This window comes from Allobosea sp. 2KB_26 (assembly GCF_052115715.1).
GTDB lineage: Bacteria > Pseudomonadota > Alphaproteobacteria > Rhizobiales > Beijerinckiaceae > Allobosea.
On sequence record NZ_JBFRHE010000010.1, the window covers coordinates 91,537 to 117,827 of the forward strand.

A 26,291-nucleotide genomic window follows, 5' to 3' on the forward strand; every position below is an offset into this window, starting at 1 on the left:
CCCCTCGTGCTCAAGGCATCAGCCCGAAAAGTGGATTGCGGTTCTCGGGGAATGCAAGCGCAGAAGGTTAGATCATCTCACCGGCTACAAGATCCGGTCCCATGATCTAACGCCCGTCCCGGGCCCAGCGGAGGGCCTCTCCCAGCCGATCATCTCCCCAGAACAATTCGCCATCGCCAGTGACGAAGGCCGGAGCGCCGAAGATCCCGAGCGATTTCGCGAGTTCGGTCTCGGCCTTCAACCTGCCTTTGACCTCCTCGCTGCGCGAAGCCAGGAACGCGGACCCGGGATCCGCGCCAGCCTCCTTCAGGGCGGCGACCAGTACGGCCTCCTCGGCAATGTTTCGTCCCTCGCAGAACGCGGCCCTGAACAGCGCCTTCGAGAAGGCGGGCATCCAGCCTGCCTCGCGCCCTGCGAGTGCGACGCGCGCCGCGACGAGGGAATTCTGCGGAAACGGGTTGGGCCGGACTAGCTTGATGCCGGCACGGGCCGTCTGGCGCTCGAGATCGCGCCACATATAGCGGCCCTTGTTCGGGAACAGGTTGAAGGGTGACGTGGTCCAGCCCTGGCCGGCAAAGATCGGCCCAAGCAGGAAGGGCCGCCAACGCAGGGCGACCCCCGCTTCGTCTGCCACGGCTTCAGCCCGCAAGGCACTCAGAAAGGAATAGGGTGACGCGAACTCGTACCAGAAGTCGAGGACGGGACGATTCGGCATTCAGCCTCCAGGTCGGTCATCGGTTTGAGTCGCGCTCGGGAAGCTTCGACCTGTCGCGGCGCGACTGCAAGCACGCAGGACGCGTGTTGCACAATCGGCATCGTTGATACCGACCCATCACGGGATGACGTTTGATCGATCAGAAGGTTCCGATTGCGTCGTCCCGAGGGCTGCGATAGTGCGCCATTGAGCCGAAAACAGGGCCATCCACAGTCGAAGCGTCCCCCGGCATGGAAACATGCCGTCAGAGCAGGAAGATCATCGATGTCCGACAAGCGCGTGAAGAAGGTCGTGCTAGCCTATTCCGGCGGCCTTGACACCTCGATCATCCTGAAATGGCTGCAAACCACCTATGAATGCGAGGTGGTGACCTTCACCGCCGATCTCGGCCAGGGCGAGGAGCTGGAGCCCGCCCGCCAGAAGGCGTTGCTGCTCGGCATCAAGCCCGAGAACATCCATATCGAGGACCTGCGCGAGGAATTCGTCCGCGACTACGTCTTCCCGATGTTCCGGGCCAATGCCGCCTATGAAGGCGTCTACCTGCTCGGTACATCGATCGCTCGCCCGCTGATCGGCAAGAAGCTGATCGAGATCGCCGAGAGGGTCGGCGCCGACGCCATCTCCCATGGCGCGACCGGCAAGGGCAACGACCAGGTCCGTTTCGAACTTACCGCCTATGCGCTGAAGCCCGATGTCGTGGTGATCGCGCCCTGGCGCGAATGGGATCTGCGTTCGCGCGAGCAGCTCATCGCCTTCGCCGAACAGCACCAGATCCCGATCGCCAAGGACAAGCGCGGCGAAGCGCCCTTCTCGGTCGACGCCAACCTGCTGCACGCCTCCTCGGAAGGAAAGGTGCTGGAGGACCCGGCGCAGGAAGTGCCGGACTACGTCTACTCGCGCACGATCTCGCCCGAGGATGCGCCGGACAAGCCGACCTATATCACCATCGACTTCGCCAAGGGTGATGCGGTCGCCATCGACGGCGTCTCGCTTTCCCCCGCCACGCTCCTGGCGAAATTGAACGACCTCGGCCGGGACAACGGCATCGGCCGCCTCGACCTCGTCGAGAACCGCTTCGTCGGCATGAAGTCGCGCGGCATGTACGAGACGCCCGGCGGCACGATCCTGCATGCGGCGCACCGCGCCATCGAGTCGATCACGCTCGACCGCGGCGCGGCCCATCTCAAGGACGAGATCATGCCGAAATATGCCGAGCTGATCTATAACGGCTTCTGGTTCTCGCCCGAGCGCGAGATGCTGCAGGCGCTGATCGACAAGAGCCAGGAATTCGTCGCCGGCCAGGTTCGCCTGAAGCTGTACAAGGGCGGCGTCCACGTCGTCGGCCGCTCCAGCCCCTATTCGCTCTACGACCAGGATCTGGTGACCTTCGAGGAAGGCGCAGTCGCCTATGACCACCGCGACGCGGCGGGCTTCATCCGCCTGAACGCGCTGCGCCTGCGGACACTCGGCCAGCGCAAGAAGAAGCTCGGTCTCTGATCGGGCCTGTTCCTCACGCGCTGCGGCACTCACCGCTGCAGCGCGGACGGGACCGCGGGATGAAGAAGAACGGCTCGGTCGCGCGCGAAACGGTCAGGCTGCCTGAACCCGATCAGAGCAAGATGCCGATAGTCGGGATCAGTCAGCGGCCGGGCCGAGCTTCCCGGCCCTGATCAACCAGCCTTGCAGCGTCAGGTGCGCCAGCGCAAACGCTCAGGTGCCAGCGTGTTCTGGAATGCCACGCCCGTGCGCCGGGCCGCGGCATAATCACGCTTCAGCCGGAAATACCATTGCGCCAGCCGGTCGGCCTGGCCCATCAGCAGCATCGTCGGCTTGCGCTCGAGACCCTGCTGGGCGAGTTCCAGGATATCCTGATCCTGACGCAGAAAGGCCCGGGCCGCCCAGCGGATCGGCAGGGCCAGCGGCGCCAGTTGCGGCAGGTCGGAGAGCAGAACATTCGTCAGCAGCGTGCGCTTCGCATCGATCGGTGTCGCGAAGGTCGCGTTGACGATGGTGCGGTTGCCCACGGTGATCCGCTCGATCCGTTGTCCCGGCAGCAGGAAATCCACTTCCGTCTGCGGCCGGCCGAGCAACCGATAGCCCCTGGAATTCGCCGCAGCCGTATGAGCTGTCATCCGGAAGCCGAATGGCAGGGGGGCGAAGTCCTTGGTCTTCTCCCGCGCCGTGGCGGTTGGCCGCCACCACCAGGAATTATGGACATAGCCGACATGGCCAGGATCGATCAGGCTGAGCACGCACAGATCGTAGGAGGCCTCGACCAGCACGGAAACGGCAACGCGGCAACGCGGTGCCCGCTGCGGCATCAGTTCGGGAACCGGCGGGGCCTCGGCCGGCTGCGAGCCCAGATAGACCCAGATGATGCCGTCCGCCTCTCGCACCGGAAAGCCCTGGACCCTGACCTGCCCGGGATCCGTCGCATCATCATGAACCAGGGTCGGCATGGCCAGGCACTGGCCGTCCGCGCCGAAGCGCCAGCCATGGAAGGGACATGTGAGAGCGACCCCGTCGAACTGTCCTTGCGATAGCGGCGCGCCCCGATGCGGGCAGCGATCACGCAAGGCGAAGACTTCCCCGCTGCGCTTGCGACCAATCACGATCTGTTCGCCAAGGATCGTCACGCTCTCGCGGGCGCCGGGAGCGAGCCGTCCCTCGCTCTTGGCGCAGTACCAGGCTTCGCGTGGCGGCTCGCGAAACTCGCTGGCCGCCGGCACCGCCTGCGCCACAGCATCGATCGGCGGGATCACTGAAACAGTCATTCGGGACCTTGGGTATCCTATGCCGCGCCGAAGGCTGGCGGCTCAGGCTCAAGGTCGACCTGCGGATTGCCGGTGCATTGCAGGCCGGAGTCAAAACGCAAATGTCACGCTCGGGACGTCTTGATCCAGCTGCTCCCAAAGGCAATCGCGCCGGCGCAGCTACGCCGCGCAGATGGGGTGACTGAGCTTCGTCACGGCTTGTCGACGATCCAGGTATGAGGCCGGTCGCTGCCCTGCGCGAGTTCCTCGTGCCAATCACCCCGCGCATCCTGGTAGACGATCCCGTCGGTGACGCCGGGTCGCTTCTGGCGGGCAGCGGCCTTGTTGGCCGCCTTGAGCGCGGCGTCATGCGACCGGAAGGTCTCGGATAGCGCACCGCCGACCTTGTAGGCCCAGCCGCCATCGTGCTCGACGATCTCGTACTTCACCATGACCATGGCCGTCCTCCGAGGATCACAAGCGGAACCGCCGGACGCCCCTCGGGTTCCACCGCCTCGAAGATAGTCCGAGCCGGCCCGATGATGAAGACCCAAATCGGCTTCGGCTACTCGCCGTTACCGCTATCAGCCGCGCGCAAACCTTCGAGCACCGGCATCGAGGTGACGTGATAGCCGGCATCGACGTGATGAACGTCGCCGGTCACGCCGCCCGACAGATCCGAGAGGTAGTACAACGCAGAGCCACCGATCTCCTCGAGCGTCACCGACTTGCGCAAGGGCGAATTGGCCCGCTGCCATGAATACATGGCGCGCGCATCCGAAATGCCGGCGCCGGCGAGCGTGCGCACCGGTCCGGGCGAGAGCGCGTTGACGCGGATGCCGCGCGGACCGAAATCGGCGGCGAGATAGCGCATGCTCGCCTCGAGAGCCGCCTTGGCCACACCCATCACATTGTAGTTCGGCATCACCCGCGTTGATCCGCCATAGGTCAGCGTGATCATGCTGCCGCCTCTGGGCATGCGCTCGGCGGCGCGCTTGGCGGCTTCCGTGAAGGAGAAGCAGGAGATCACCATGGTGCGCGAGAAATTCTCGCGGCTGGTGTCGGCATAGAGGCCCTTGAGCTCGTTCTTGTCGGAGAAGCCGATGGCGTGAACGATGAAATCGAGCGTGTTGTGCTCTGGATCCCCGCCCCAGGCCTCGTCGATCGCAGCGAAGGCGCCATCGACGCTTGCGATATCCTCGACATCGCAAGGCAGGACCAGCTTCGATCCGATGCTCTCCGCCAGCGGCTTCACGCGCTTGCCGAGCGCTTCGCCCTGATAGGTGAAGGCCATCTCGGCGCCATGGGCATGGAGGGTCCGCGCAATGCCCCAGGCGATGGAGTTCTGGTTGGCGACGCCCATGACGAGGCCGCGCTTGTTATGCATCAAGGGGAGCATGGGATGACTCTATTCGGGTCTTGGAAGGGTGCTTAAGCAGGAATAAGACTGGATCAGGCGGGTACGCTTGGCTCTTGCTACAGATGTTTGGCGATGGCTGCGGCCGTCGCCTTGGATGATGCCAGCGGCACGATCTCGAAGCGGGCGAGATCGCTCCATTCCAGCACCCATTCCTGCAGCACTCCGACATCGTCGCATTCCATCACCTGGAAGCAACGCGCCAAATCCGCCTGGATCCAGCTGTCCACATAGTGCAGGCCATCGGGCATCATGCGGCCACGCTCGTGGAAGCGACGATAGATGTCCTTCACCCGCGCCTGGTCGAAATGCTCGATGACCATGAACAGCATGGAGGCTCAGACCTCCAGCCGCTTCATCACGATGGTCGCATTCGTTCCGCCGAAGCCGAAGGAATTCGAGAGCACGCAACCAAGGCCGGCATTGTCGATGCGCTTGCGCACGATCGGCATGTCGGCAAAGGCGGGATCGAGTTCCTCGATATGGGCGCTCTCGCAAATGAAATCGTTATTGAGCATCAGGAGCGAGTAGATCGCCTCCTGAACGCCGGTCGCACCCAGCGAGTGGCCGGTCAGCGACTTTGTCGCCGAGATCGGCGGGCTCTTCTCGCCGGCGCCGAAAACCTCGCGGATCGCCTCGATCTCCTTGGCATCGCCGACCGGGGTCGAGGTGCCATGAGGGTTGATGTAGTCGACCTTGGCCTTCACGCCCTGCAGAGCCATCCTCATGCAGCGCACCGCGCCCTCACCGGAGGGAGCTACCATGTCGTAACCGTCCGAAGTCGCGCCATAGCCGACGATCTCGCCATAGATGCGCGCGCCGCGCGCCTTGGCATGTTCCAGTTCCTCGAGCACGACGACGCCGGCGCCGCCGGCGATGACGAAACCGTCCCGCCTGACGTCATAAGCGCGCGACGCCCGTGACGGCGTCTCGTTGAAATCAGTCGACATGGCGCCCATGGCGTCAAACAGGACGGAGAGCGTCCAGTCCAGCTCCTCGCAGCCGCCAGCGAAGATCACATCCTGCTTGCCCCACTGGATCAGCTCATAGGCGTTGCCGATGCAGTGGTTCGACGTCGCGCAGGCCGAGGAGATCGAGTAGTTCACCCCCTTGATCTTGAACCAGGTCGCAAGCGTAGCAGACGCGGTCGAGGACATGCCCTTGGGCACCGCAAACGGGCCGACCTTCTTGGACGATCCGCTTTCGCGGGCCTTGTCATAGGCGTCGATCAGGGCGCGGGTCGAGGGACCGCCCGAGCCCATGATGATTCCGGTGCGCTCATGGCTGATCTCGCCGGCCTCGAGGCCGGCATCCGCAATCGCCTGCTCCATCGCAACGTGGTTCCAGGCGGAACCGCCGCCATGGAAGCGCATGGCACGACGGTCGACCACGCTGGCGGCGTCGAGTGTCGGAGCGCCGCCGACGCGGCTGCGGAAACCATGCTCTGCAAATTCGGGCATGAAGGTGATGCCGGATTTGGCCTCGTGCAGCGAGGACAGCACTTCCTGCGTATTGTTGCCGATGGACGAGACAATGCCCATCCCTGTGACCACAACGCGTCTCATGCTCGTTTCTCCGGCTTTCTCGTCACGGACCGGACCTCGCGGAGGTCCGGTCAATCTTCTCAATCACGCGCAGATGGACCGCTCAGACGGCGAGCGCAAGGCCGGTGCGCGGTTTTACTCAGGCGCCTTCAGGCTTGAACAAGCCAACGCGCATATCTGAGACTGTATAGATTCGCTTGCCATCGGCCTCCAGCCAGCCGTCGGCAATGCCGAGCACAAGCTTGGACTTGAAGACACGCTTGAACTCGACGCCGTAGACGACCTGCTTGACGCTGGGCAGGACCTGGTCCGCGAATTTCACCTCGCCGACTCCAAGCGCCCTGCCCCGGCCCGGCAGCCCAAGCCAGCCGAGGAAGAAGCCGGTGAGCTGCCAGAGCGCATCGAGCCCGAGGCAGCCCGGCATCACCGGGTCGCCCTTGAAATGGCAATCGAAGAACCAAAGGTCCGGCCGGACATCGAATTCGGCGCGCACGAAGCCCTTGCCATGAGGACCACCATTCTCGGCGATCTCGGTGATGCGGTCGAACATCAGCATCGGCGGCAGCGGCAACTGCGCATTACCAGGTCCGAAAAGTTCCCCGCGACCGCAGCTGAGGATCTCCTCGTAGCTGAATGACGACTGACGCTCCATACTGCCCCGCTCCGTATCGACCGTTTGGCCAAGCCTTATCCGGCATTGGCGATGGTCATGTGCTCTCGGAGCCGTGCGTAACACGGGCCTGCGCCGAAACGGAAGGGCGCAACCCGGGTCTTCCGTCCGAAAGATCGGCAGTCACAAGCCGCGCAAGCCTTGCCAGGCCGTCATGGCGGCCACCAGAACGAGCAGCACACCGACCGCACGACCAACCAGCATGGTCGCCTGGCGATTGCCCGCAAGCACCGTGCGGCTGCCTGCCGCAGCCAGTGCGAGCGAGCCGTAGACCGCAAACTGCGTCCCGGCGATGATCAGGCTCAGGATCGCAGCCTGCAGCCAGATCGCGCCCGCCTCCGGCCTCAGAAACTGCGGAAAGACGGCCAGCATGAGGAGATAGGCTTTCGGATTCAGCAGATTGGTCAACGCCCCTTGCCGGAACGCCGTCCAGCCATTGCGACGCCGCGTCTCCAGGACCGGCGCGAAGGTTCCGCCTCCGCGCAGCAATGCAAGGCCAATCCAGGCGATATAGGCCGAGCCCAGCAGCAGCATGACGTCGAAGGCCATCGGCACGAGTCGAAGCAGGGCACTCAAGCCCAGGACACCCACCACGACATGGCAGATGCCGGCCGCGATCACTCCCGCAGTTGCATAAAGGCCAGAGCGGCGCCCGCCGGCGAATGCGTTTGCCAGCACGAATGCCATATCCATTCCCGGCACGACGACGATACCGAAAACCAGACTGAAGAAGAGCCAGAGATGCGCGGTCTCGGACATGGCAGCCTCCGAACCATCAGCCGCAATCATGCGTGGAGAGGCACCCGAATCCTGTCAGGAGGCTGGCGGAAGCTTGCGAGCGCGAAAGCAAAGCCTTACATCTCATCTAAACTAGGCGCCGCATCATCGCGGCACGGCGATCATTGCAAACCAGAAGGACCGAGCCTGCGCATGAGCGATCTGATCTCCCAGAACCAGGGCTACGGATCGAGCGATCGGCAGGGCTGTCCGTTCCATGACGTTCGCCAGCGGCTGCGCCGCGTCGGGCTTCGTCCGACACGGCAGCGCGTTTCGCTCGGTTGGCTGCTGTTCGCCAAGGGCGACCGGCACGTCAATGCCGAGATGCTCTATGAAGAAGCGATGAAGGCGCGCGTGCCGGTGTCGCTTGCGACCGTCTACAATACGCTGCACCAGTTTACCCAGGCCGGCCTGCTGCGCGAGCTCGCGATCGACGGCGCCAAGACCTTTTTCGATACGGACAATAGCGACCACCATCATTTCGTGGTCGATGGCGAGAATACGGTGATCGATATTCCTGCCTCGGCGGTCGACGTCGCTGCGCTGCCGGAGCCTCCGACAGGTTACGAAATCGCCCGCGTCGATGTCGTCGTGCGTCTGCGCAAGATCGCAGGCTGACGCAACGCGTCCAGCCTTCACTCACAGCACACCGATGCTGCGCGCCCTCTGCGCGGGCATTGTCGCGTCGAGAGGAGACAATGCGTGACCAATGAGCCGAGCAAGCCCCTGATCTCCCGCCGCAGCCTGACCGGCCTCATGGCCCTGGCGCTGGTCACTCCCGCCGGAAGCGCGATCGCTGCGCCTATGAGTTTGCGCGGAACGGTGGTCTTCCGCGAGCGCATCGCGCTGCCACGGACCGCAATCGTCGAGGTCCGCCTCCTCGATGTCTCGCTGGCCGACGCGCCCGCCAAGACGATTGCCGAGACACGCCTTCGGGCCCGCCGCAATCCGATCCGTTACACGCTGCGTTTCGACCGCGCGCAGATCAAGCCGCGCCGGACCTATGCCTTGCAGGCGCGCATTACCGATGGCGAGCGCCTGCTGTTCATCAACACGACCCGCCACACCATCTTCGCCGGCGGACGCAACGACACGACGATCCGTGTCGAACATGTCGCCAGCGAGCAGGCAGAGGCGCCGCGACCGGCCACCCCGGTCGGGCGCTGGCTTGCCGAGGATATTCGCGGCGGCGGCGTAATGGACAGGCTGCAATCGGTGCTTGAGCTCGCGGCGGACGGCAAGGTCAGTGGCACGGGCGGCTGCAACCGCATGAGCGGCAGCGCGACGATCAGCGGGTCCCAGATCGCCTTCGGCCCGCTCGCCTCCACGCGCATGGCCTGCACGCCGGCTGCGATGAATCAGGAAAGCAAGTTCTTCGCAGCGCTGGAAGCCGCTCGCGGCTGGCGCATCGACCAGCGGCAGGACAAGCTCGTCCTGCTGGATGCGGGCGGCTCGCCGATCATGCGCCTCGCCAGGATGTAGCGCGAAACGGGGTCAGTCGACCTTCTCGTTCGGGTAGACCCCCCAGAGACGCTCCTGCTTGATATAGCCGTTCATCTTGGCGACGCCGACGCGGCACCAGGAATTCGCGCAGTTCACCACATTGACGATCACGCCCGGCTGCAGACGGGCGGTCACGGCCGATCCGGCGTCGGCGTTCGCATGGAGCGTGAAGACCTCGTCCTTGACCTTCGACCAAGGGGCGACAAGGGCCGTGCGCCGCCCCGAGAGCAGGCTGTGCAGCACCCAGCCCTCCGAGCCGTCGGCATCGCGCACGCGGCGCCAGGTCTCGAATTCGGCGGTGATCTCGACGGGCAGACCGGCACGCTGGAACACCCAGCTCGTGCGATGCTCCTTGGAGGGGCCTTCGCGCAGATTGACCCGGTCCGACTTCAGACTGACATAGCGCGGGATCGGCAGCCCGGTCACCGAACCGGCCGTCATATCCTGGGCGAGAACGGCCGAGCCTGAGCCGAGATTTGCGAGCATTGCCGCCGCCAAAACCAGGCTCCGCATCATCAGACCGCTCATCCGCACCATCTCCGCATCAATTTCGTGCTCCGCCATGGTCCGGGTACCCGGCGAAGGGTCATGTTGTCATCCGACGCGCCGCCTTCTAGACACGAACCAGCGCGTGAACACGTCGTCCTCATTCCTGATACGCCTTAGTTAATGGCGGGTTGAGGCGGAACGGCGGCGTTGTCGCAGGGCTGCGGGGAGAGGAGCCGTCAATGACGAAGAAGAAGCCGCTGGTCGTGGTCACCCGCAAGCTGCCGGCCGTCGTCGAAACGCGCATGCGCGAGCTGTTCGACGCCCGTCTCAATATCGACGACGCCCCGATGAGCCAGGCTGCGCTGGTCGAGGCGGTCAAGACCGCCGATGTACTGGTTCCGACCGTGACCGACCGGATCGACGCCGGGATCATCGCCCAGGCTGGCGATCAGTTGCGCCTGATCGCCAATTTCGGCAATGGCGTCGACAATATCGATGTCGCCAGCGCCGTGCAGCGCGGCATCACCGTGACCAACACTCCAGGCGTGCTGACGGACGACACGGCCGACATGACGATCGCCCTCATCCTGGCCGTGGCGCGGCGGATTTCGGAGGGCGCCCGCATCATCTCGGACGATGAATGGGGCGGCTGGTCGCCGACCTGGATGCTCGGCCGCCGCATCACCGGCAAGCGTCTCGGCATTGTCGGCATGGGCCGGATCGGCCAGGCGGTGGCGAAGCGGGCCGCGGCCTTCGGCCTCTCGATCCATTATCACAACCGCCGGCGCGTCGATGCGCGCATCGAGGAGGCGCTCGACGCGACCTACTGGGACTCGCTCGACCAGATGCTGGCGCGGATGGATATCGTCTCGATCAACTGCCCGCATACACCGGCGACCTATCACCTGCTCTCGGCCCGCCGCCTGAAGCTGATGAAGCCCGATGCCATCCTCGTGAACACCGCGCGCGGCGAGATCGTCGACGAGACGGCCCTCGCGCGTATGCTGGAAGCGGGCGAACTTTCCGGCGCCGGCCTCGACGTGTTCGAGCACGAGCCTGCGGTGAACCCGCGCCTGCTCAAACTGGCCCGCAGCCACAAGATCGTCGTGCTACCCCATATGGGTTCGGCAACGCATGAAGGCCGCGCCGATATGGGTGAGAAGGTCATCGTCAACATCAAGACCTTCATGGACGGGCACAAGCCGCCGGACCGTGTCCTGCCGAGCATGCTGTAAGCGACGGCCCTCTCGGTCCAGAACAGCCCGCCAGCACCGCCTGGGTCCACCGCAATGGCCACGGACTTGGGCCACGGACTTGGGCCACGGACTTGGGAAGGCGACGTCAGGCTGCAGCAACTCGTTCGGCTGGAGGAAGTCGGCATTCCGAGAGGCTGGCGAGATCGTCGAGATCGGCCGCGTGCTTGCGCCCCCAGACACACAGGGACCGGATGATCGGCTCGAGGCTGAGCCCGAGCGCGGTCACGGAATAATCAACGCGCGGCGGCACCTGCTGAAAGATCTCGCGACGGACGAGCCCATGCTCCTCCATCTCGCGCAGTTGCTGGATCAGGACCTTCTGGCTGATCCGCGGCATCTGCCCCTTCAACTCCGTGAGACGCCTCGGCTGATCGAAGAGCTGGTAGAGGATGATCGCCTTCCAGCGTCCCGCAATCACCTTCAGCGCGCGCTCGACCGGCTGTACCGGCAGGCGCTTCATCGGATCAGCCATGGTTACCTTCCGGTCTGTAAGAGACAAATCGGTGTGTAGTCGCTGGACCGCATCATAGCCCAGAACGCCCGGCAGGATCATTCACTGTCGCGAGGCGCCCATGAAGGCCATCCAGATCAACCGCTTTGGCGGCCCCGATAGGCTCATACCCACCGACGTCGCGAAGCCGCTCCCCCGCCCCGGCGAGGTGCTGATCCGCGTCCGTGCAGCCGGGGTCAATTTCTTCGAGACGTTGCAGAGGCAGGATCGCTATGGCGCAACGCCCGTTCTGCCGATGATCCCCGGCGTCGAGATCGCCGGCACGATCGAAGCGCTAGGCGAAGGCGCCCCGGGCTTTCAACTCGGTGAGCGGGTCGCCGTCCCGCTCTTCGCAGCCGGCATCTTCTCAGGGGGTTACGCTGAATATGTCGCGGTTGATGCGGCTCACGTCGTCGTGCTCCCACCGGGCCTTCCGCTTGAGACGGCCGCGGCCCTGATGGTGCAGGGCCTGACAGCGCTCCATCTCGTTCGCCAGACACAGCCTGCGGGCAAGACCGTCCTGATCAATGCCGCGGCAGGCGGCGTCGGCAGCCTGCTCGTGCAGATGGCCAAGCGCGCAGGAGCAAAACGTGTCATCGCCGCCGCAAGCTCCCAGCCCAAGCTCGCCCTCGCCCGGGACCTCGGGGCCGACGCGGGCGTCGATTACATGCAACCCCATTGGGGCGCTCAGGTCCGGGCCGAAACCGGCGGCGCAGGGCCCGACGTCATCTACGAATCAGCGGGCGGGGACGTGACGCTGACCAGCCTGGAGCTGCTCGCTCCCTCGGGGCGCATTGTCCTCTTCGGAGCGCTGAACACCCGGGATCCTGGACTGGACATGTCGCAACTGCAGAACCTCATCTTCAGCAATCAATCGCTTGTCGGCTTCAGCCTGCTGCCGCTGCTGGCCGCTGCGGAGATCAAAGCCGACCTCGCCACGCTATTCGACCTGGCTGAGCGCGGCGAGCTTACCGTGCTTTCGGGCGGCAGCTTCCCCCTGGAGCAAGCGGCCGCCGCACATGAAGCATTGGAAAGCCGGCGTTCGGCTGGCAAGATCGTGCTGGTGCCGTGAGCGAAGCTCGCTTCAGCCGACGCGGGCTGCGTCGAACTGGCCCGTCTTGCGGAAACGCCAGAGATAGGACGGCACCACGGCCTCAACCGAGGTCGGGGTGATTCCGATTCCCTCGAAGCAACGCCCCTCCGCCTTCGCCTGCTTCGAGACGACATTATCGATCTCAAGCAGCGTGACCTGGTCACGCGTCAGCATCAGCTCGTCCGGCAGCAGGCCGAGTGTCAGGGCGTTGACGATCTCCAGAATGCGCGCCTGAAGCCGCGCCAGCGGGAACGGTAGCGGTGCCAACACACGCTTGCGGCCGGTCACCTCGCACACATAGGTCAGCAGCTCCTTGAAGCTCCTGACCTCAGGCCCGCCAAGTTCGTAGATTCGGCCGCCAGCGATCGTCCCGTCGATGGCACGCGCCGCAGCCTCGGCGACATCGCCAACGAAGACAGGCTGGAACTTGGTCTCGCCGCCGCCGATCAACGGCAGGATAGGCAGCATCCGGGCGAGCGAAGCGAAGCGGTTGAAGAAGGAATCCTCCGGCCCGAATACGATCGAGGGGCGCAGGACGATGGCCGAGGGAACCAGCGACAGAACGGCAGCCTCGCCTTCCGCCTTGCTGCGGTCGTAGGCGGACCGTGATTCACGCGCGGCGCCAATTGCGGAAACCTGGACCAGACGGGCGATGCCGTGGGCAGCGCAGGCCTGTGCGACGGCGCGAGCGCCATTGGCCTGAACCGCCGAGAAGCTCTGCCGGCCGCCCTCCTGCAGGATGCCGACGAGGTTGATCACCGCATCGGCGCCACGAACCGCAGCCGCAACCGAATCGGGATAGCGCAGATTCGCCTGCACGGACATGATCTGCCCGACAGTGCCGAGCGGCTGCAGGAACCCGGCCAGATCGGGCCGACGCACCGCGACGCGCACGCGGTAACCGCGCTTGACCAATGCGCGCACGACATGGCGGCCGATGAAGCCGGAGCCGCCGAAAACCGTGATCAGCTGCGAGGACGGGGTCTGGTTGGCCATATTTCTCAAGCTCCGCCGAGGACTTGCCGCTGTCCTAGTGGATCGAACCTGCGCTGTGAAGGCGAACATTCCACAGATAGGCGCATGCCGGCTCGATATCCCCGTTGACAGCCTCCATCCGCCCCCGTAAACGAACCGCCGTTGCCCAGGTGGCGGAATTGGTAGACGCACCAGCTTCAGGTGCTGGCGCTCGCAAGGGCGTGGAGGTTCGAGTCCTCTCCTGGGCACCACTCTTTATCGCTTCGGCGTCGAAGAGTTCGGTTTTGTAAAGACTTATGGCCGACTGCCTTCAGCAGCACGGCTCTGCAAAAGTCGATTGCAAGACCACTCCCCTCGCTACCAAGGGGGGATATGACGACATGATGATCCGGGCGCCCGCCGACCTTTGCAAGGTCGCGCGCGGCCGCGCCGTGACGCAGCCGCCAGCCCCCATTTCACCACCATCACAACTACGGACAAGGGGCGCAGCGACGTCGGGCGGCAAGACTGTCATCGTCAGCGCGAGCTTCACGCACGCCCATGCGGTGCCCTCATCTCCGCACAGCGCCTTAAGCAGAGCAAAACCGGAACTGGGGTGATGCCCCGCATATCCATCGTGACGGGAAACACCCTAACGTCGCGTCATTGATTCGGCTGGCGAGCGGCGTTGCCGCATGGTGAGGGGCGACGGGGCTATGCTTCGAGGGGGAGCCAAGCGCACAGCGCTTGGGTTGAGGACGGCGCGCGCGCTTGTCGCGGCCGGTGCGGCAGCCTGCTGGGGCCTCGCGCCCCATGCGGCGCAGGCAGCAGAGAACGGCACGGGTTTCTATCTCCTCGGCGGTCGTGGGCCGATGGCGGGATATCTGCCTCCGCCCGGGTTCTATTTCGAAAGCGACACCTATTCCTACGACGCGAAGCTCGATGCCCGGAAATCGCTTCCGACGGGCGGCAGGGTCGTCGCGAATGTGCGCAGTCAGGCGCGTGCCGACTTCCTGAATGGAACCTGGGTGACGCCGTGGCAGGCTTTTGGCGGCAATCTCGCGGTGGGCGCCGTCCTGCCCGTCGGGCGTGTCGCGGTCTCGGCAGGCGTCGAGCTCGATTCGCCGCGCACGAACACGATCATCGGACGCTCGCTCCGCGACAAGGCGACCATCGTCGGCGACCCCGTCCTGTCCGCTACATTGGGATGGCATTCCGGCAAGTTCCACTGGAGCACAACGGCGCTGGTCAATGTCCCTGTCCGCGACTACCGCAATGGGCAACTCGCTAACCTCGCCTTTCATCGCTGGGCGAGCGATCTCTCCGGCGCCCTGACCTGGTTCGATCCGGAAACGGGCATCGACCTCTCCACGGCGGTCGGCGTGACCTTCAACGGCACCAATCACGCGACGGACTATAGGACGGGAACCGAGTTTCACGTCGAGTGGGCCGCATCGAAGGCCATCACCAGCGCGATTTCGGCCGGCATCATCGGCTACCACTATCAGCAGGTCACGGGTGACAGCGGCGCCGGCGCCCAGCTCGGCGCCTACAAGGGACGGACCACGGCACTCGGCGGAACGATCGCGTATAATTTCGAGATCGGCAAAACGCCGATCTCGGCGCGCATCAGGGTGCTGCGCGAGTTCAGCGTGGAAAACAGGGCGCGCGGGACGGTGGGTCTGCTCACGGTGTCACTCCCCCTCACCGCGTCTCGATAGCCAATGGACGAATGGCCGCGCCGGTCTTGCCGGCGCGGCCATTCAGAGTTCAGCTTGCAGGAGGCCCCTGTTCGGGCGCCAGCTTATGCAGCCGGCCCGAAGGGCCGATGTCGCCTGCCTGCGATTTGCGTGCCTGCTACTTGCCTACCTGCTACTTGCCGGCCTGCTACTTGGCGAATTCGAGCGCCGGCGGGGTCAGGTTGATCTTGAAGGGCGCAACCCGCAGTGCTTTCGCATCCAGATCGAAGCTGTTCAGATCGACCGCACGCAGAACCTGATCCTTGTAGCCCTTGATGTAGTATTTCTTGGCTCGCAAGTCGGCGACCGAGGTCCACTGGGTGTATTCGAGCTCACCGCCCTTCGCAGCCGAGTCGATGAAGCCGATCGGGATGTCGAAATTGTTCATGATGTGCTCGACAAGGCGCACGGTCTGCGGACCATCTGGAAGCTGCTTGGCCGACGCGGCATAGCCGAGCGCGCGAATGAAGCGCGAGGGCGGCGTCGGGTCGCCCGGGATGCCGAGCAAGCCGGAGCCCTGACCGAACGGTGCAAACGTCTTCCCGCCGATCTTCAATGGGTCGGCAGCCACCGGCGACATCTTCACATAGTTTCGGATGTTGTTGAGGTGCCAGTCGAAGGGCGGCGAATTGGTCAGGACACCCATTGGGTTGTCATAGACCTTCAGCTTCCCGTCGATCGGCTCGATGACGATCGAGGCGCCGGTCGCATCATGGATCGGAAAATGGAAGGGCAAGGTGAAGTTCACGATCGGCGCAGGCAGATCGATGATCGCAGTCTTGTCGAGCGCCGCCTTCACCTCGGCAACGGTCGAGAAATTCGACAGAACCCAGCTCAGGAACTCCCACGGCGCCAGCGCCGTGCGTCCGTCCGCCTTCTCAGGCGGCGTATAGCTGGCGAAATCGGGGAAATAGAGCGCGCCCCCGGCGAGCCCCTTCTCGTTCATGCCGTCGGAGACGAAAGGCTGGCCGAAGCTCATGACGCCGACGAAAGCGTAGCGCGACGTCCATTTGATGCCGGGCGCGTTGCTCGGGCGCGTTCCAACGAACTCGAAGTTGCGCGGCACGACGACGACATCGGACTGGGTCTCGATCGCGTATTCCAGCGTGCGGCCATAGACCGGCGTTCCATCCGCCGCCATCAGAAGAATATTCGTGCAGGCCTGAACCGGCATCACCCCGGCCATCAAGCCGGCCATCACGGCCGCGATGCCCCGTTTAACAAATCCCCAACCGCCCAGACGCATGCCACGTTTCTCCAAGGTAATGCGGCTGTCTTGTTAGGGAGAGAGGAGCCCAACAATGATGAAGAGATCGGAGCAGCGCTCAACTTTTGAGTGAAAAGAAGAAAATCAGTAAACCTGCGCTTAATACCGATGCCCCCCGAATGGCGCTAAGGACCGCCGGATCGCACAGGCTCAGAACAGGAATTCATCGACGTCGGCGTCCGCAGGCACCGCAACCGGCGCGCGCGCCCCGGTCGCCAATCCGCACGCCTCGAGCACGGCGGCATGGATCTGGCGTTCCGCCGCCATGGTGTAGTTCGGCCAGATTTCCTGCTCGATGAAGTCCCCGACCCGCGCAAGCTGATGCGTCTCCGGCAGGCGTGCTCCAACCGTGCGCAGCAGTTCATGAGCCGCCCCCGTGATGAGGTCACGCATGGCTCCGGTGCTCGAGAAGGACAACCCGGCCTGCTCGATCGCGGCGCCGAACCGTTCCCCCTCCCGCAGCAGCGCGTCCAGGCTCGCACCGAGCCGATCGCCGCTATGGCGCATGGTTGCGAGCGAACTGCGCATCGTCAGGTCGCGCGAGGCGAAATAGGCCGCATCGAGCCGCCCTTCGCATGTGAGCACCGATGAGGCCGCCTGCATCTGCGTGAAGGCTGGAGTCAGCTTGCGCGAATCGGTAGCAACCTGATCGGCTGCAATTTTAAGCTCCTGCGCGATCACCACGAGACTGCGCCCGCCCGTGCCGAGACGAGCCGCGCGCAGCCCTGCATTCATGCCGATCAGGACGATATTCGCGGCAGTCGCAGCAAGCGCCTCGACCGTGCCCTGGCAGGTATCGAGGACGCTCGCCACAGCCTCGGTGACGCGATCGACGCCCGCGCGGGCGATGTCGCATCGGCCGAGTAGCACTGAGGCCTCGGCCAGATCGGCCTCCAGTTCCACCAGGAAGGATGCAGCCCCGCCATTGCCGCCGCGATAGAGCGACCTGACGAGATCGATCAGTTCCGTGGTCTCGCGGTCGAGCAGGATCAACGCGCTGTTGATCTCTTCGACATCGGGACCGAGAGCGCCTGACGCTGCTTCAAGCTGCGCCGACTGCAGCCGGAGCAGCACGTTGACACAGGCGGCACGTGTCTCGCCGTCCAGGTCGCCGGTCGCTCCAGGCCCCTCACCCAGGCGCAGCCCGGAAATGGCATGCTCGAGCCTCTGGCGCATGCTGTCGCCGGACTGGAGAGCGATGATGGCGCCTCCGGTCGCCACTGTGATGCGGCCCGAGATCGCAGCAGCCTCTTCCGTCAGCGCGACACTGCGGCGCTGGCGCTCGATGACCTCCGCCAGCGTCTGGCCGAGCTTGCCCGCCAGGGCTGCCAGGGATCTGCCATAGCGTCCTTCGAACTCGCGCTGCGCCGTCAGCGCGGAATTAAGGAGGCTGCAGAGCTGCGCCTGATCGCGCGCGCAACGCTCGATCGTGCGTTGGGCCTGCGTGGTCAGCGTGCCGATCTCGCCGGCGAAGTCGCCGAAATCGCTCCCGACCACCGGAATGGAGATCGCCTCGATCCGCGCACTGCGTGCGAGGATGGTGATGAGCCGCATATGCTCGAGCAGCCGCTCCAGAGCCTGGGACGCGTTGTGGCTATGGATCGACAGGTCCTGAAGCGCGCCGGTTTCAGCGGACAAGTCGTCATTCAGCGTACGCAGCTCGCCGGCGAGGCGATGCAGTGCCGCACGGGCCTGTTCGATCTCGTTGCCCGCGAGTTCGCCCGACAAGGCGCCGAGTTGCTCGTTCAACGCCTGGAACAGCGTCAGGCCCTCGCCAAGCTGCTGCCCGGCCGTGGCGAAGGTCACATCGATCGCGCGCGCATTCGCGTCGAGCGACTGGATCAACCTCGATAGTCCGTCGTTATCCCGGAACATTCTGCCCCCAATGCATTGCGATTTCAGCCTCAGGCGGTTTGGGCGACGTCGCCTGCCGCGCCGCGCCCGAGATGCGGCCAAGCCATGATTTCCTGTGGCACCCGCGCAAGGCCGATCACGCGCTGGGCTGCGCCAAGCTCGATGGCTTCCTTCGGCATGCCGAAGACGACGCAGCTCTCCTCGTCCTGCGCGAGCGTGTGCGCACCGGCCTTGCGCATCTCGAGCAACCCGCGCGCACCGTCATCCCCCATGCCGGTCATGATCAGGCCAAGTGCGTTGGCACCGGCATACTGCGCCGCCGAGCGGAACAGCACATCGACCGACGGGCGGTGACGCGAGACATGCGGGCCGTCCTTGATGGCGACGCGATACTGCGTACCGGAGCGCTGCAGGAGCATGTGACGATTTCCCGGCGCGATCAGGACGCGGCCGGCGCGAAGCTCGTCGCCATCCTCGGCCTCCTTGACCTCGACCGCGCAAATGCCGTTCAGCCGCCGGGCAAAGGCCGCTGTGAACTTCTCGGGCATGTGCTGTACCACCGCAATGCCGGGGCACGTGACCGACAGAGCGGTGAGAACCTCCCGCAGGGTCTCTGTACCGCCGGTCGAAATCCCGATGCAGACGATGCGATCCGTCTCGCTGCGGGCACGTCCCGGGACCGGCGGCGGCATGATGACATCCGCGGTCAGCTTCTTCTCGACAGGAAGGCGCGCCTGCCTGGGACGCAGCCGCGCCTGCGCGGCTGCCCTGACGGAATGCCTGAGCCGGTCTGCCGTCTCGATCAGGGCGTTGCGCGTGTCGATCCGCGGCTTCGGCAGCACGTCGACCGCGCCGGCCTCGAGCGCATCGAATAGCGCCCGCGATCCCGTCTCGGTCAAGGTCGAGCAGATGATCACTGGAATTGGCCGCTGCGCCATGATCTTGCGCAGGAAGGTGAGCCCGTCCATGCCCGGCATCTCGATGTCGAGGATCATGACATCGGGCAATTCGTTCTGCAGGCGACGCACGGCGGCAAAGGCATCGGCCGCCGTTCCCATCACCTCGATGCCCGGGTCGTCGTTCAGGATCGAGCTGAGGACCTGGCGCACCGAGGCGGAATCGTCGACGATGAGCACGCGGATCGGTTGGCGGGTCATGCTGCTGACCTCCTGAGCGCGGCGGGATCGGCTTGGTAGACGGTCGGGACGACCTGCTGAAGTCCGGCGATGCCACTGCCCGCCATCGATTCGGAATGACCGAGCATCAGGTATCCGCCGGGGCGCAGATGCGACACCAGGCGTTCGATGACAGCCCTCTGAGTCGGCCCGTCGAAATAGATCAGCACGTTGCGGCAGAAGATGACGTCGACATCCCGGTCGAACGGATAGCTCTCGTCCATCAGGTTCAGCCGCTCGAAATGGACCTTTCGGCGCAGCTCCGGCGTGACCCTGACGACGTCCTGCCGCGGATCCTTCGATCTCATGAGATAGCGCTGCTGCATGGCCAACGGCACCGGAGCGACGAAGGCACGTGGATAGATGGCCGCTCTCGCCTCGCGCAGGACCTCTGTCGAGATGTCGGTGCCCAGGATCGAGAAGCGGATCGGTTTGGCGGCATTCACCAGGTCCTGCAGCACCATTGCAACCGTGTAGGCTTCCGCTCCTGTCGAGCAGGCGGCACTCCAGACCTTCAGGCCGGCCGGAAGCGAGCCATGCCGCCGCAGCAATTGTGGAACGGCGACATTGCGCAGAAACTCGAAATGGCTCGGCTCGCGAAAGAAATCAGTCTTGTTGGTGGTCACGCAATCGATCAGGTGAACAAGCTCGTCGTCGAGCCCGCCGCGCTCGAACAGATGGGCGCCGTAGCCGGACACCCCCGCCAAACCAAGCGCGCGGGCGCGCTTGCGCAGCCTCCCCTCGACCATGGTGCGCTTCGTCGGCGGCAACTTGATGCCGACGCGGCTCTCGATGATCGCGGCAATGGCGGAGAAATGCTTGTCAGCCAGATAGTCCGAAGAGTGCGACATCGTTGGCCCCATCGGTCTCAGGCTGCCTTGTCGGCGGCGAGATCAGCCAGGGGGAGGCCGTCGGCTTCCATCAGGCGCTCGAGATCGAAGACGACGATGAAGGCTTCACCCTTGCGCCCGATCCCGGCGATGTAGTTCGACTGCCAGCGACCGCCGACATCGGGAGCGGCTTCGGTCTGGTCGGCGTCGAGCCCCGTGACCTCGAAGACCCGATCGGCGACGAAGCCGACGCCCAGCGTGCGGCCCTTGACCGGCACGTCCAGAATGATGATGCGCGTCGCGTCGGTCGGCTCAGCGCGCGGCAGCCCGAGCTTGGTCCGCAGATCGACGATCGGATAGCCGGCGCCGCGAACGTCGATCATGCCGAGTAGGAAGGCCGGCGCATGTGGCAACTTCGATATCGGACGCATGTCGAGAATCTCGCGGACATTGCGGATATCGATACCGAAGAGCTCCTGATCGATGCCAAGGGTCAGGTATTGGGCGGTGTCGGCCATGGAAGACTCGCGATGCGGCAGGGAAGCGCGGCGGATTGAAGGGCAGCAGGACCGGCCCCGCCTCATCGGCGGGGCCGGTATCCGCTCAGGTGCGGTGGAACGCGGCGTCGTGCTGATCCTCGCCGCCATCCATGTCAAAGGCGAAACCGCCATTGACGACCTTCTTGGCTGGGCGCAACCCGGAGACGGGCGCCTTCTTCAGCTGGATCGCGCTTGCCATGGCCGTGGCCTTGCCGCGCAACTGGGTAACCGCCCTGTCGACCCCAACCGGGCGCTGAGTGGTCTTGCGCGGGCTGCCTTCATCGAGCCGGAAGAAGGCAATCGTGGCCTGCAGCGTCTCGGCCTGAGCCGAGAGCTCCTCGGAGGTCGCGGAGACCTGTTCGGAGGCAGCTGCGTTCTGCTGCGTCACCTTGTCGAGCTGCTGGATCGCCTGATTGATCTGGGCAGCGCCGACATCCTGCTCGCGGCTGGCGGAGGTGATCTCCTCGACAAGCTCGGCGGTCTTCTTGATGTCGGGCACCAGCCTGGCCAACATCGAGCCGGCTTCCTGGGCGACCTTGACCGTATCGGCCGACAGGGTCCCGATTTCCGCCGCAGCGGCCTGGCTGCGCTCGGCGAGCTTGCGCACTTCCGAGGCGACCACCGCGAAGCCCTTGCCATGCTCGCCGGCACGGGCGGCTTCGACCGCTGCGTTCAGCGCCAGCAGATCGGTCTGACGGGCGATCTCCTGGACGATGTTGATCTTGGCCGCAATGGTCTGCATCGCGTCGACCGCCTTGCCGACGGCAACGCCGCTGGCTTCGGCATCCTTCGCCGACTGCGAGGCCATCTTCTCCGTCTGGCTGGCGTTCTCGGCGTTCTGCTTCACATTGGCCGCCATCTCCTCCATCGACGAGGAGGCTTCCTCGGTCGAAGAGGCCTGCTCGGTCGAGCCCTGCGAGAGCTGCTCGGCGCTGGCCGACAGTTCCTGGCTGCCTGAAGACATGTTCTCGGCGGCGCTCGTCACCTGGCCGACGACATCACGCAGCTTCTCGACCATGTTCTCGAGAGCGATGCCGAGCGTGTCCTTCTCCGACATCCTCTTGGCCTCGACCGTCAGGTCGCCATTGGAGATCGCGTTGGCGACAGCGGCCGTGTCGTTGAGATTCGCCGTCATCGTATTCAGCGCGGTGACGAGGTCACCGATCTCGTCCTTGCTCTTCACGGAGATCGACTGTCCGAGGTCGCCGATGGCAACCGCGTTGGCGAGACCGACTGCGCTCGACAGGCCGCGGCTGATCGCAAGGGCAATCCAGGTGGCGGCGATGATGGCGATCAGCAGTGAACCCAGAATGATGCCGATGAGCAGCGTCTTGGCGAAGGCCGCCTGTTCGCTGGCTTCCTTGGCCGCGCCAGCGGCGGACTGCTTGATGAAGTCGGTATACTCATCCAGCCCCGCCATCATGTCGGTGACGGCCTCGCTGCCTTCGCCCATCGAGAGCGTGCTTGCCTTGATGTTTCCCGCCTCGCCGGCGACGGCTGCGATCCGGAGCGCTGAATCGATGCCCTTGTCGAAGGCGGCAAGCATATTTGCCGGCGACACGCCCTGCTCCGCAATGGGGGCCGCAGCCTTGGCGAGCGCGGCGCGGACGTCGCGAGCCTGTTCCTCAGCCGATTTATGCAGCTTCTCGACATCGGCAACAGTCGTCGCGCCGAACAACTGTCCGATCGACCGCGTCAAGCGCAGCCATTCCAGACGCACCGACTGGAAATCGAGAGCCAGCCGCAGCGCCTCGGGCGAAGCGGAAGGCTTGGTGAGCTCGTTCAGGACCGCCGTCGAGGCGACCGTCACGCCCTGGATGAGCGGCGTCATCTCGCTGACCCAGAGTTCCGCGGCGCGGTTGTTCGAATTCAGCTTGGCGTTGCGGATGACCTCGTCCTGCGCCGCGAAGAAGCGATTGATCTTCGGCGTCAGGGCCTCCCAACGGCGCTTGCCGGCGTCGCTGGCCTGGGTCTGGATCTGTTCCTTGAGCTTCACGGCGTCGAGGCGGTTCTGGACCGCACTCGCTGCGTGGGCGAGTGTTTCCTTCTCGGTTGCCGCCATGACGGCATTCTTTTCCGAGCGAACCGACCGGTTCATCATGCTGCGAACGTCGCTGATCTGATCCAGCCGGTTGGTCCAGTTGATCAAGACGCCCTGCGTCTCGGACATGTCGGACAGCTTCTGATAGGAAAGTCCGCCCGCCACCATGGACAGGGCAATGACCATGCCGAAGGCACCGGCCAGTTTAGTCTTGATCGTCAATCTCATAGTCAGTCCCCGATAAGCAACGTGAAGGGTGTCATGCGCTGGATGGACAGCGCTTCAGCTCAGAATTTTCTCGAGATCGGGAACGATGACGAATTCGTCGTTCCATTTGGTGATGAAACGGATGAATTCCGGCCGCCAGTGCATTCCCAGACGCGGTGTTTGCTGGATCTGGGCGGTTGAAATCTCGGTGACCTCGTAGACCTTGTCGGCCATGATCCCGAGCGCGACGGGATCGCCGTCGATCTCGATCTCCACGACAACGATGCGGGTGTCGGCAGTGTCGGTTCGTCGCGCCATGCCGAAGCGCAGACGCAAATCCGCCAAGGGGATGACATTGCCGCGCACATTGATCAGAGCCGGCAGAAAGGCGCGAGCGCCCGCAACCCGGGTGACGGGAACCGGGTCGATGATCTCGCGTACCATGTCGGCCTCGATCGCGAAGATCTCGCTGCCGAGCCCGATCATCAGAACCTGAAGCCGCGTCTCCGCTGCCGCGTGAGGGCCGTGGCCAGCGCCGCCTTGCGCCTGAATCTGCATCACGCCGCCTCCGGTGTCTTTTCGGTCTCGGCGCGGCTCTGGCCGAGCGAAACGAGTTGGGCGACGTCGAGAATGAGGGCAGCGGAACCATCGCCAAGGATGGTGGCGCCCGAGAACATCGTGACATCGGAGTGAAGCTTGGACAGCGACTTGATCACCGTCTGGTGGCTGCCGATGATCTGGTCGACGACCAGGCCGACGCGCGTATCCCCCATCGTGGTGATGATGACCTTCTGATGCGGGTCGGCCTCGCCGTCGGCCTCGAAGAGATCGCGCAGCCTCAGGAATGGCACGAGGTCGCCGCGCACATTCAGGAAGTTGCGCCCGCGCGCCCGAGCATCCTCGGCCGCGGTCAGTTCGACGCATTCCTCCACCGCCGAGAGCGGAATGATGTAGCGCCCCTCGCCGACACGGATCAGCAGACCCTCGATGATGGCGAGCGTCAGCGGCAGCCGCAGCGTCACCGTGCTGCCATAGCCGGGCACGGTGGCGAGATCGATCGTGCCCCTCATGGCCTCGATCGTGCGCTTGACCACGTCCATGCCGACGCCGCGGCCCGACAGCGCGGAGATCGTCCGGGCGGTGGAGAAGCCGGGATGGAACAGGAACTGGTGGATCTCGTGTTCGCTCAGGGGCGTCCCGGCCGCGATCAATCCCTGTTCTTCGGCCTTGGCGCGGATGCGGGCCGCGTCGAGCCCGGCGCCGTCATCCTGCACGGTGACGAGCACCTGCGCCCCGACATAGCGCGCCGCGAGTTCGATCCGCCCCGTCGGCGACTTGGTGGTGCCGGCGCGAGCCGCAGGCGCTTCGATGCCGTGGTCGATCGCGTTGCGGATGAGGTGGACCAAGGGATCGGCAAGACGCTCGATCATGGTCTTGTCGAGCTCGGTATCCTCGCCGACAGTCACGAAATCGACGGGCTTGCCGAGATCGCGCGAGAGGTCGTGCACGAGGCGACGGAAGCGGCCGAAGAGCGAGCCCATCGGCACCATGCGCACTCCCATGGTGGAATCGCGCAGGCCGGACGCCAGGCGCTCGATTTCCTCGGCGATCGACTTGATCGCGAGGTCTGTTCCGGAATGCGCGAGCTGGCTGAGCCGCGCCTGCGCAATGACGAGTTCGCCCACGCGGTCCATCAACTCATCCAGGCGCTCGGCCTGAACGCGGACGGTCGAGGTCTTGTCCTCACCGCGACGGGCGCCCTCGCTCCGTTCGCCAGCGGCACGCTCCGTCAGGGCCGGCTGCAACTCCTTCGCAACGGCAGGGGCGACGGTTGCCGCCGCAGCGACTGCGTCGATATCCACGGTCGCGGGACGCTTCGCATCCGCCGATCCCGCCAGGCTGAGCGGCGTGATCTCAAGCTTCATCTCATCGCGGACGAACATGAAGACGTCCTCGATGTCCTCGCGCGTACAGCCCCCCTCGAGCTCGACTGTCCATGCGATCATGCATGTCTCCGGATCGAGCGCTCCGAGTTCCGGCACGCCGTCGAGATGCGCACGAATACTGCATGAGCCAAGAGCACGAAGATCGTCGAGCAGGACCAGCGGATTGGTCCCGTTGCGCAGGATATCCGGCTCGAAGGCGATTTCGATCAGCCAGCCTGCGCCGTCTGCTGCGGCCACGGCGGGAGGCTCGCCGAGGGCAGCACCGACGGGCGACGCCGTGCCTCCCGTCGCGCCCGTGGCGATCAGGGCCTGGAGTTCTTCGACGATCGCCTCGCCAATGATCGGATCGGTCGAGTCGGGATCGTCGATCAGCGCGCGAATATAGTCCTTGGCGGCCAGGGAGACGGTGATGATGTCACGATCCGCCGAGATCTTGCCCTTGCGGATCAGGTCGAAGGCGGTTTCGAAATCATGGGTGAAGGCGGCGACCCTGTCGAAGCCGAACATCGCCCCCGAGCCCTTGATGGTGTGCAGCGCCCGGAAAGCCGCGTCGATCAGATCGCTATCCTGGGGCGTCTGACCGAGATCGAGCAGCGCCGCCTCCAGACTGTCCAGCAGATCGCTGGCCTCCTGCCTGAATGTTTCGGCCGGATCGAGCTCCATCATGCCCGCACCAGCTTGGTGACGACCGCAAGCAGTTGCTCCGGCTTGAAGGGCTTGGTGATCCAGCCGGTCGCGCCCGCAGCCTTCGCCTGCTGCTTGACCCCGTCATCGGACTCGGTCGTGAGGAAGACGATCGGCACCCCCGTGAAGGACGGAAGCGCACGCAGGCCCCGGATCATCTCCAGGCCGTTCATCACCGGCATGTTCAGGTCGGTGATGACGAGATCGAAACGCTCTGCCTTCGCCTTGGCCAAGCCTTCGGAACCATCACCCGCCTCCACGACCTTATGGCCGGAAGGAGCGAGCACAAGCTTGATCATCTGCCGCACGCTCGGAGAATCGTCGACAGTCAGAATTGACGCCATGCCA

General features: G+C 64.7%; 26 protein-coding genes and 1 tRNA gene. 7 read left to right on the top strand and 20 right to left on the bottom strand.

Annotation, left to right across the window (positions count from 1 at the left end; all coding sequences use genetic code 11):
- Window positions 1-106 precede the first annotated feature (106 nt).
- Entirely contained in the window at window positions 107-715 is a 609-nt protein-coding gene (locus AB4099_RS23605) for a 2-hydroxychromene-2-carboxylate isomerase (RefSeq protein ID WP_113514876.1), read from the bottom strand.
- A 264-nt stretch (window positions 716-979) separates the two neighbouring features.
- Here AB4099_RS23605 and AB4099_RS23610 point away from each other — a divergent pair, with 264 nt between their 5' ends.
- On the top strand, window positions 980-2,212 hold the full coding sequence (locus AB4099_RS23610) for an argininosuccinate synthase (protein ID WP_069877759.1): 1,233 nt from the start codon (window positions 980-982) through the stop codon (window positions 2,210-2,212).
- A gap of 191 nt (window positions 2,213-2,403) precedes the next feature.
- Here AB4099_RS23610 and AB4099_RS23615 read toward each other — a convergent pair whose 3' ends face one another.
- The 7 genes from AB4099_RS23615 to AB4099_RS23645 form a co-directional block, all read right to left on the bottom strand.
- Window positions 2,404-3,489, bottom strand: coding sequence for a Rieske 2Fe-2S domain-containing protein (locus tag AB4099_RS23615; protein WP_441479828.1), 1,086 nt, complete (start codon window positions 3,487-3,489; stop codon window positions 2,404-2,406).
- A gap of 191 nt (window positions 3,490-3,680) precedes the next feature.
- The gene (locus AB4099_RS23620) at window positions 3,681-3,926 is read right to left on the bottom strand and encodes a DUF2188 domain-containing protein (RefSeq protein ID WP_069877761.1); all 246 of its coding nucleotides are present in this window, start codon (window positions 3,924-3,926) and stop codon (window positions 3,681-3,683) included.
- 107 nt (window positions 3,927-4,033) lie between these two features.
- Window positions 4,034-4,867, bottom strand: a complete 834-nt coding sequence (fabI, locus tag AB4099_RS23625; RefSeq protein ID WP_441479829.1) for an enoyl-ACP reductase FabI — start codon at window positions 4,865-4,867, stop codon at window positions 4,034-4,036.
- 77 nt (window positions 4,868-4,944) lie between these two features.
- Window positions 4,945-5,217, bottom strand: a complete 273-nt coding sequence (locus AB4099_RS23630; protein ID WP_113514871.1) for a DUF3303 domain-containing protein — start codon at window positions 5,215-5,217, stop codon at window positions 4,945-4,947.
- 6 nt (window positions 5,218-5,223) lie between these two features.
- Window positions 5,224-6,450 carry a beta-ketoacyl-ACP synthase I gene (gene fabB, locus AB4099_RS23635; protein WP_441479830.1) on the bottom strand — a complete coding sequence of 409 codons (1,227 nt, stop codon included), beginning with the start codon at window positions 6,448-6,450 and terminating at the stop codon, window positions 5,224-5,226.
- A gap of 118 nt (window positions 6,451-6,568) precedes the next feature.
- On the bottom strand, window positions 6,569-7,081 hold the full coding sequence (gene fabA, locus AB4099_RS23640; RefSeq protein ID WP_043231524.1) for a 3-hydroxyacyl-[acyl-carrier-protein] dehydratase FabA: 513 nt from the start codon (window positions 7,079-7,081) through the stop codon (window positions 6,569-6,571).
- A gap of 141 nt (window positions 7,082-7,222) precedes the next feature.
- On the bottom strand, window positions 7,223-7,858 hold the full coding sequence (locus AB4099_RS23645; protein WP_441479831.1) for a LysE family translocator: 636 nt from the start codon (window positions 7,856-7,858) through the stop codon (window positions 7,223-7,225).
- Window positions 7,859-8,029: 171 nt separating this feature from the next.
- On the opposite strand from AB4099_RS23645, the gene irrA reads away from it, so the two are divergent.
- Window positions 8,030-8,494: an iron response transcriptional regulator IrrA gene (gene irrA / locus AB4099_RS23650; RefSeq protein WP_069877765.1), complete on the top strand. Its 465-nt coding sequence runs from the start codon at window positions 8,030-8,032 to the stop codon at window positions 8,492-8,494.
- An 84-nt stretch (window positions 8,495-8,578) separates the two neighbouring features.
- Entirely contained in the window at window positions 8,579-9,358 is a 780-nt protein-coding gene (locus tag AB4099_RS23655) for a YbaY family lipoprotein (RefSeq protein WP_441479832.1), read from the top strand.
- Between the two features lie 12 nt (window positions 9,359-9,370).
- On the opposite strand, the gene AB4099_RS23660 is transcribed toward AB4099_RS23655, so the two are convergent.
- Window positions 9,371-9,916, bottom strand: a complete 546-nt coding sequence (locus AB4099_RS23660; RefSeq protein WP_441479940.1) for an SH3 domain-containing protein — start codon at window positions 9,914-9,916, stop codon at window positions 9,371-9,373.
- Between the two features lie 191 nt (window positions 9,917-10,107).
- On the opposite strand from AB4099_RS23660, the gene AB4099_RS23665 reads away from it, so the two are divergent.
- Window positions 10,108-11,103, top strand: coding sequence for a 2-hydroxyacid dehydrogenase (locus tag AB4099_RS23665; RefSeq protein ID WP_113517994.1), 996 nt, complete (start codon window positions 10,108-10,110; stop codon window positions 11,101-11,103).
- 106 nt (window positions 11,104-11,209) lie between these two features.
- Here AB4099_RS23665 and AB4099_RS23670 read toward each other — a convergent pair whose 3' ends face one another.
- On the bottom strand, window positions 11,210-11,596 hold the full coding sequence (locus AB4099_RS23670; protein WP_113517995.1) for a winged helix-turn-helix transcriptional regulator: 387 nt from the start codon (window positions 11,594-11,596) through the stop codon (window positions 11,210-11,212).
- 100 nt (window positions 11,597-11,696) lie between these two features.
- Here AB4099_RS23670 and AB4099_RS23675 point away from each other — a divergent pair, with 100 nt between their 5' ends.
- On the top strand, window positions 11,697-12,686 hold the full coding sequence (locus AB4099_RS23675) for a quinone oxidoreductase family protein (RefSeq protein WP_441479833.1): 990 nt from the start codon (window positions 11,697-11,699) through the stop codon (window positions 12,684-12,686).
- Between the two features lie 12 nt (window positions 12,687-12,698).
- Here the strand turns inward: AB4099_RS23675 and AB4099_RS23680 are convergent, their stop codons facing one another.
- On the bottom strand, window positions 12,699-13,703 hold the full coding sequence (locus AB4099_RS23680) for a complex I NDUFA9 subunit family protein (RefSeq protein ID WP_441479834.1): 1,005 nt from the start codon (window positions 13,701-13,703) through the stop codon (window positions 12,699-12,701).
- A 143-nt stretch (window positions 13,704-13,846) separates the two neighbouring features.
- On the opposite strand from AB4099_RS23680, the gene AB4099_RS23685 reads away from it, so the two are divergent.
- Together AB4099_RS23685 and AB4099_RS23690 are read left to right on the top strand one after the other, a co-directional pair.
- Window positions 13,847-13,933 (top strand) — tRNA-Leu (locus AB4099_RS23685).
- Between the two features lie 444 nt (window positions 13,934-14,377).
- Window positions 14,378-15,382 carry a SphA family protein gene (locus tag AB4099_RS23690; protein ID WP_441479835.1) on the top strand — a complete coding sequence of 335 codons (1,005 nt, stop codon included), beginning with the start codon at window positions 14,378-14,380 and terminating at the stop codon, window positions 15,380-15,382.
- A 166-nt stretch (window positions 15,383-15,548) separates the two neighbouring features.
- Here the strand turns inward: AB4099_RS23690 and AB4099_RS23695 are convergent, their stop codons facing one another.
- The 9 genes from AB4099_RS23695 to AB4099_RS23735 form a co-directional block, all read right to left on the bottom strand.
- Window positions 15,549-16,646: a linear amide C-N hydrolase gene (locus AB4099_RS23695; RefSeq protein ID WP_113517999.1), complete on the bottom strand. Its 1,098-nt coding sequence runs from the start codon at window positions 16,644-16,646 to the stop codon at window positions 15,549-15,551.
- 171 nt (window positions 16,647-16,817) lie between these two features.
- On the bottom strand, window positions 16,818-18,542 hold the full coding sequence (locus AB4099_RS23700) for a coiled-coil domain-containing protein (RefSeq protein WP_441479836.1): 1,725 nt from the start codon (window positions 18,540-18,542) through the stop codon (window positions 16,818-16,820).
- A gap of 29 nt (window positions 18,543-18,571) precedes the next feature.
- Entirely contained in the window at window positions 18,572-19,678 is a 1,107-nt protein-coding gene (locus tag AB4099_RS23705) for a protein-glutamate methylesterase/protein-glutamine glutaminase (protein ID WP_441479837.1), read from the bottom strand.
- Window positions 19,675-20,547 (bottom strand): CheR family methyltransferase, encoded by an 873-nt coding sequence (locus tag AB4099_RS23710; RefSeq protein ID WP_162768470.1) that lies wholly within the window; start codon window positions 20,545-20,547, stop codon window positions 19,675-19,677. The genes AB4099_RS23705 and AB4099_RS23710 overlap by 4 nt, the downstream gene beginning before the upstream one ends.
- A 17-nt stretch (window positions 20,548-20,564) precedes the next feature.
- Complete coding sequence (locus tag AB4099_RS23715; RefSeq protein WP_441479838.1) at window positions 20,565-21,044, bottom strand: chemotaxis protein CheW; 480 nt, start codon at window positions 21,042-21,044, stop codon at window positions 20,565-20,567.
- 85 nt (window positions 21,045-21,129) lie between these two features.
- The gene (locus AB4099_RS23720) at window positions 21,130-23,334 is read right to left on the bottom strand and encodes a HAMP domain-containing methyl-accepting chemotaxis protein (RefSeq protein WP_441479839.1); all 2,205 of its coding nucleotides are present in this window, start codon (window positions 23,332-23,334) and stop codon (window positions 21,130-21,132) included.
- Window positions 23,335-23,388: 54 nt separating this feature from the next.
- Entirely contained in the window at window positions 23,389-23,871 is a 483-nt protein-coding gene (locus AB4099_RS23725) for a chemotaxis protein CheW (protein WP_441479840.1), read from the bottom strand.
- Window positions 23,871-25,925: a chemotaxis protein CheA gene (locus AB4099_RS23730; protein WP_441479841.1), complete on the bottom strand. Its 2,055-nt coding sequence runs from the start codon at window positions 25,923-25,925 to the stop codon at window positions 23,871-23,873. The genes AB4099_RS23725 and AB4099_RS23730 overlap by 1 nt, the downstream gene beginning before the upstream one ends.
- Window positions 25,922-26,287: a response regulator gene (locus AB4099_RS23735; RefSeq protein WP_113518690.1), complete on the bottom strand. Its 366-nt coding sequence runs from the start codon at window positions 26,285-26,287 to the stop codon at window positions 25,922-25,924. Before AB4099_RS23735 ends, AB4099_RS23730 begins: the two co-directional genes overlap by 4 nt.
- Window positions 26,288-26,291 lie beyond the last annotated feature (4 nt).

Excerpts from the sequence above, each read along its gene's own strand:
- AB4099_RS23675 (WP_441479833.1), top strand. The coding sequence starts at position 11,697 with ATGAAGGCCATCCAGATCAACCGCTTTGGCGGCCCCGATAGGCTCATA.
- AB4099_RS23615 (WP_441479828.1), bottom strand. The coding sequence starts at position 3,489 with ATGACTGTTTCAGTGATCCCGCCGATCGATGCTGTGGCGCAGGCGGTG.
- AB4099_RS23730 (WP_441479841.1), bottom strand. The coding sequence starts at position 25,925 with ATGATGGAGCTCGATCCGGCCGAAACATTCAGGCAGGAGGCCAGCGAT.
- AB4099_RS23630 (WP_113514871.1), bottom strand. The coding sequence starts at position 5,217 with ATGCTGTTCATGGTCATCGAGCATTTCGACCAGGCGCGGGTGAAGGAC.
- AB4099_RS23705 (WP_441479837.1), bottom strand. The coding sequence starts at position 19,678 with ATGACCCGCCAACCGATCCGCGTGCTCATCGTCGACGATTCCGCCTCG.
- AB4099_RS23695 (WP_113517999.1), bottom strand. The coding sequence starts at position 16,646 with ATGCGTCTGGGCGGTTGGGGATTTGTTAAACGGGGCATCGCGGCCGTG.
- fabI (WP_441479829.1), bottom strand. The coding sequence starts at position 4,867 with ATGCTCCCCTTGATGCATAACAAGCGCGGCCTCGTCATGGGCGTCGCC.
- AB4099_RS23690 (WP_441479835.1), top strand. The coding sequence starts at position 14,378 with ATGCTTCGAGGGGGAGCCAAGCGCACAGCGCTTGGGTTGAGGACGGCG.
- AB4099_RS23645 (WP_441479831.1), bottom strand. The coding sequence starts at position 7,858 with ATGTCCGAGACCGCGCATCTCTGGCTCTTCTTCAGTCTGGTTTTCGGT.
- fabB (WP_441479830.1), bottom strand. The coding sequence starts at position 6,450 with ATGAGACGCGTTGTGGTCACAGGGATGGGCATTGTCTCGTCCATCGGC.
- AB4099_RS23665 (WP_113517994.1), top strand. The coding sequence starts at position 10,108 with ATGACGAAGAAGAAGCCGCTGGTCGTGGTCACCCGCAAGCTGCCGGCC.
- AB4099_RS23735 (WP_113518690.1), bottom strand. The coding sequence starts at position 26,287 with ATGGCGTCAATTCTGACTGTCGACGATTCTCCGAGCGTGCGGCAGATG.
- AB4099_RS23710 (WP_162768470.1), bottom strand. The coding sequence starts at position 20,547 with ATGTCGCACTCTTCGGACTATCTGGCTGACAAGCATTTCTCCGCCATT.
- fabA (WP_043231524.1), bottom strand. The coding sequence starts at position 7,081 with ATGGAGCGTCAGTCGTCATTCAGCTACGAGGAGATCCTCAGCTGCGGT.
- AB4099_RS23605 (WP_113514876.1), bottom strand. The coding sequence starts at position 715 with ATGCCGAATCGTCCCGTCCTCGACTTCTGGTACGAGTTCGCGTCACCC.
- AB4099_RS23620 (WP_069877761.1), bottom strand. The coding sequence starts at position 3,926 with ATGGTCATGGTGAAGTACGAGATCGTCGAGCACGATGGCGGCTGGGCC.
- AB4099_RS23725 (WP_441479840.1), bottom strand. The coding sequence starts at position 23,871 with ATGCAGATTCAGGCGCAAGGCGGCGCTGGCCACGGCCCTCACGCGGCA.
- AB4099_RS23680 (WP_441479834.1), bottom strand. The coding sequence starts at position 13,703 with ATGGCCAACCAGACCCCGTCCTCGCAGCTGATCACGGTTTTCGGCGGC.
- AB4099_RS23610 (WP_069877759.1), top strand. The coding sequence starts at position 980 with ATGTCCGACAAGCGCGTGAAGAAGGTCGTGCTAGCCTATTCCGGCGGC.
- AB4099_RS23700 (WP_441479836.1), bottom strand. The coding sequence starts at position 18,542 with ATGTTCCGGGATAACGACGGACTATCGAGGTTGATCCAGTCGCTCGAC.
- AB4099_RS23715 (WP_441479838.1), bottom strand. The coding sequence starts at position 21,044 with ATGGCCGACACCGCCCAATACCTGACCCTTGGCATCGATCAGGAGCTC.
- AB4099_RS23670 (WP_113517995.1), bottom strand. The coding sequence starts at position 11,596 with ATGGCTGATCCGATGAAGCGCCTGCCGGTACAGCCGGTCGAGCGCGCG.
- AB4099_RS23660 (WP_441479940.1), bottom strand. The coding sequence starts at position 9,916 with ATGGTGCGGATGAGCGGTCTGATGATGCGGAGCCTGGTTTTGGCGGCG.
- irrA (WP_069877765.1), top strand. The coding sequence starts at position 8,030 with ATGAGCGATCTGATCTCCCAGAACCAGGGCTACGGATCGAGCGATCGG.
- AB4099_RS23720 (WP_441479839.1), bottom strand. The coding sequence starts at position 23,334 with ATGAGATTGACGATCAAGACTAAACTGGCCGGTGCCTTCGGCATGGTC.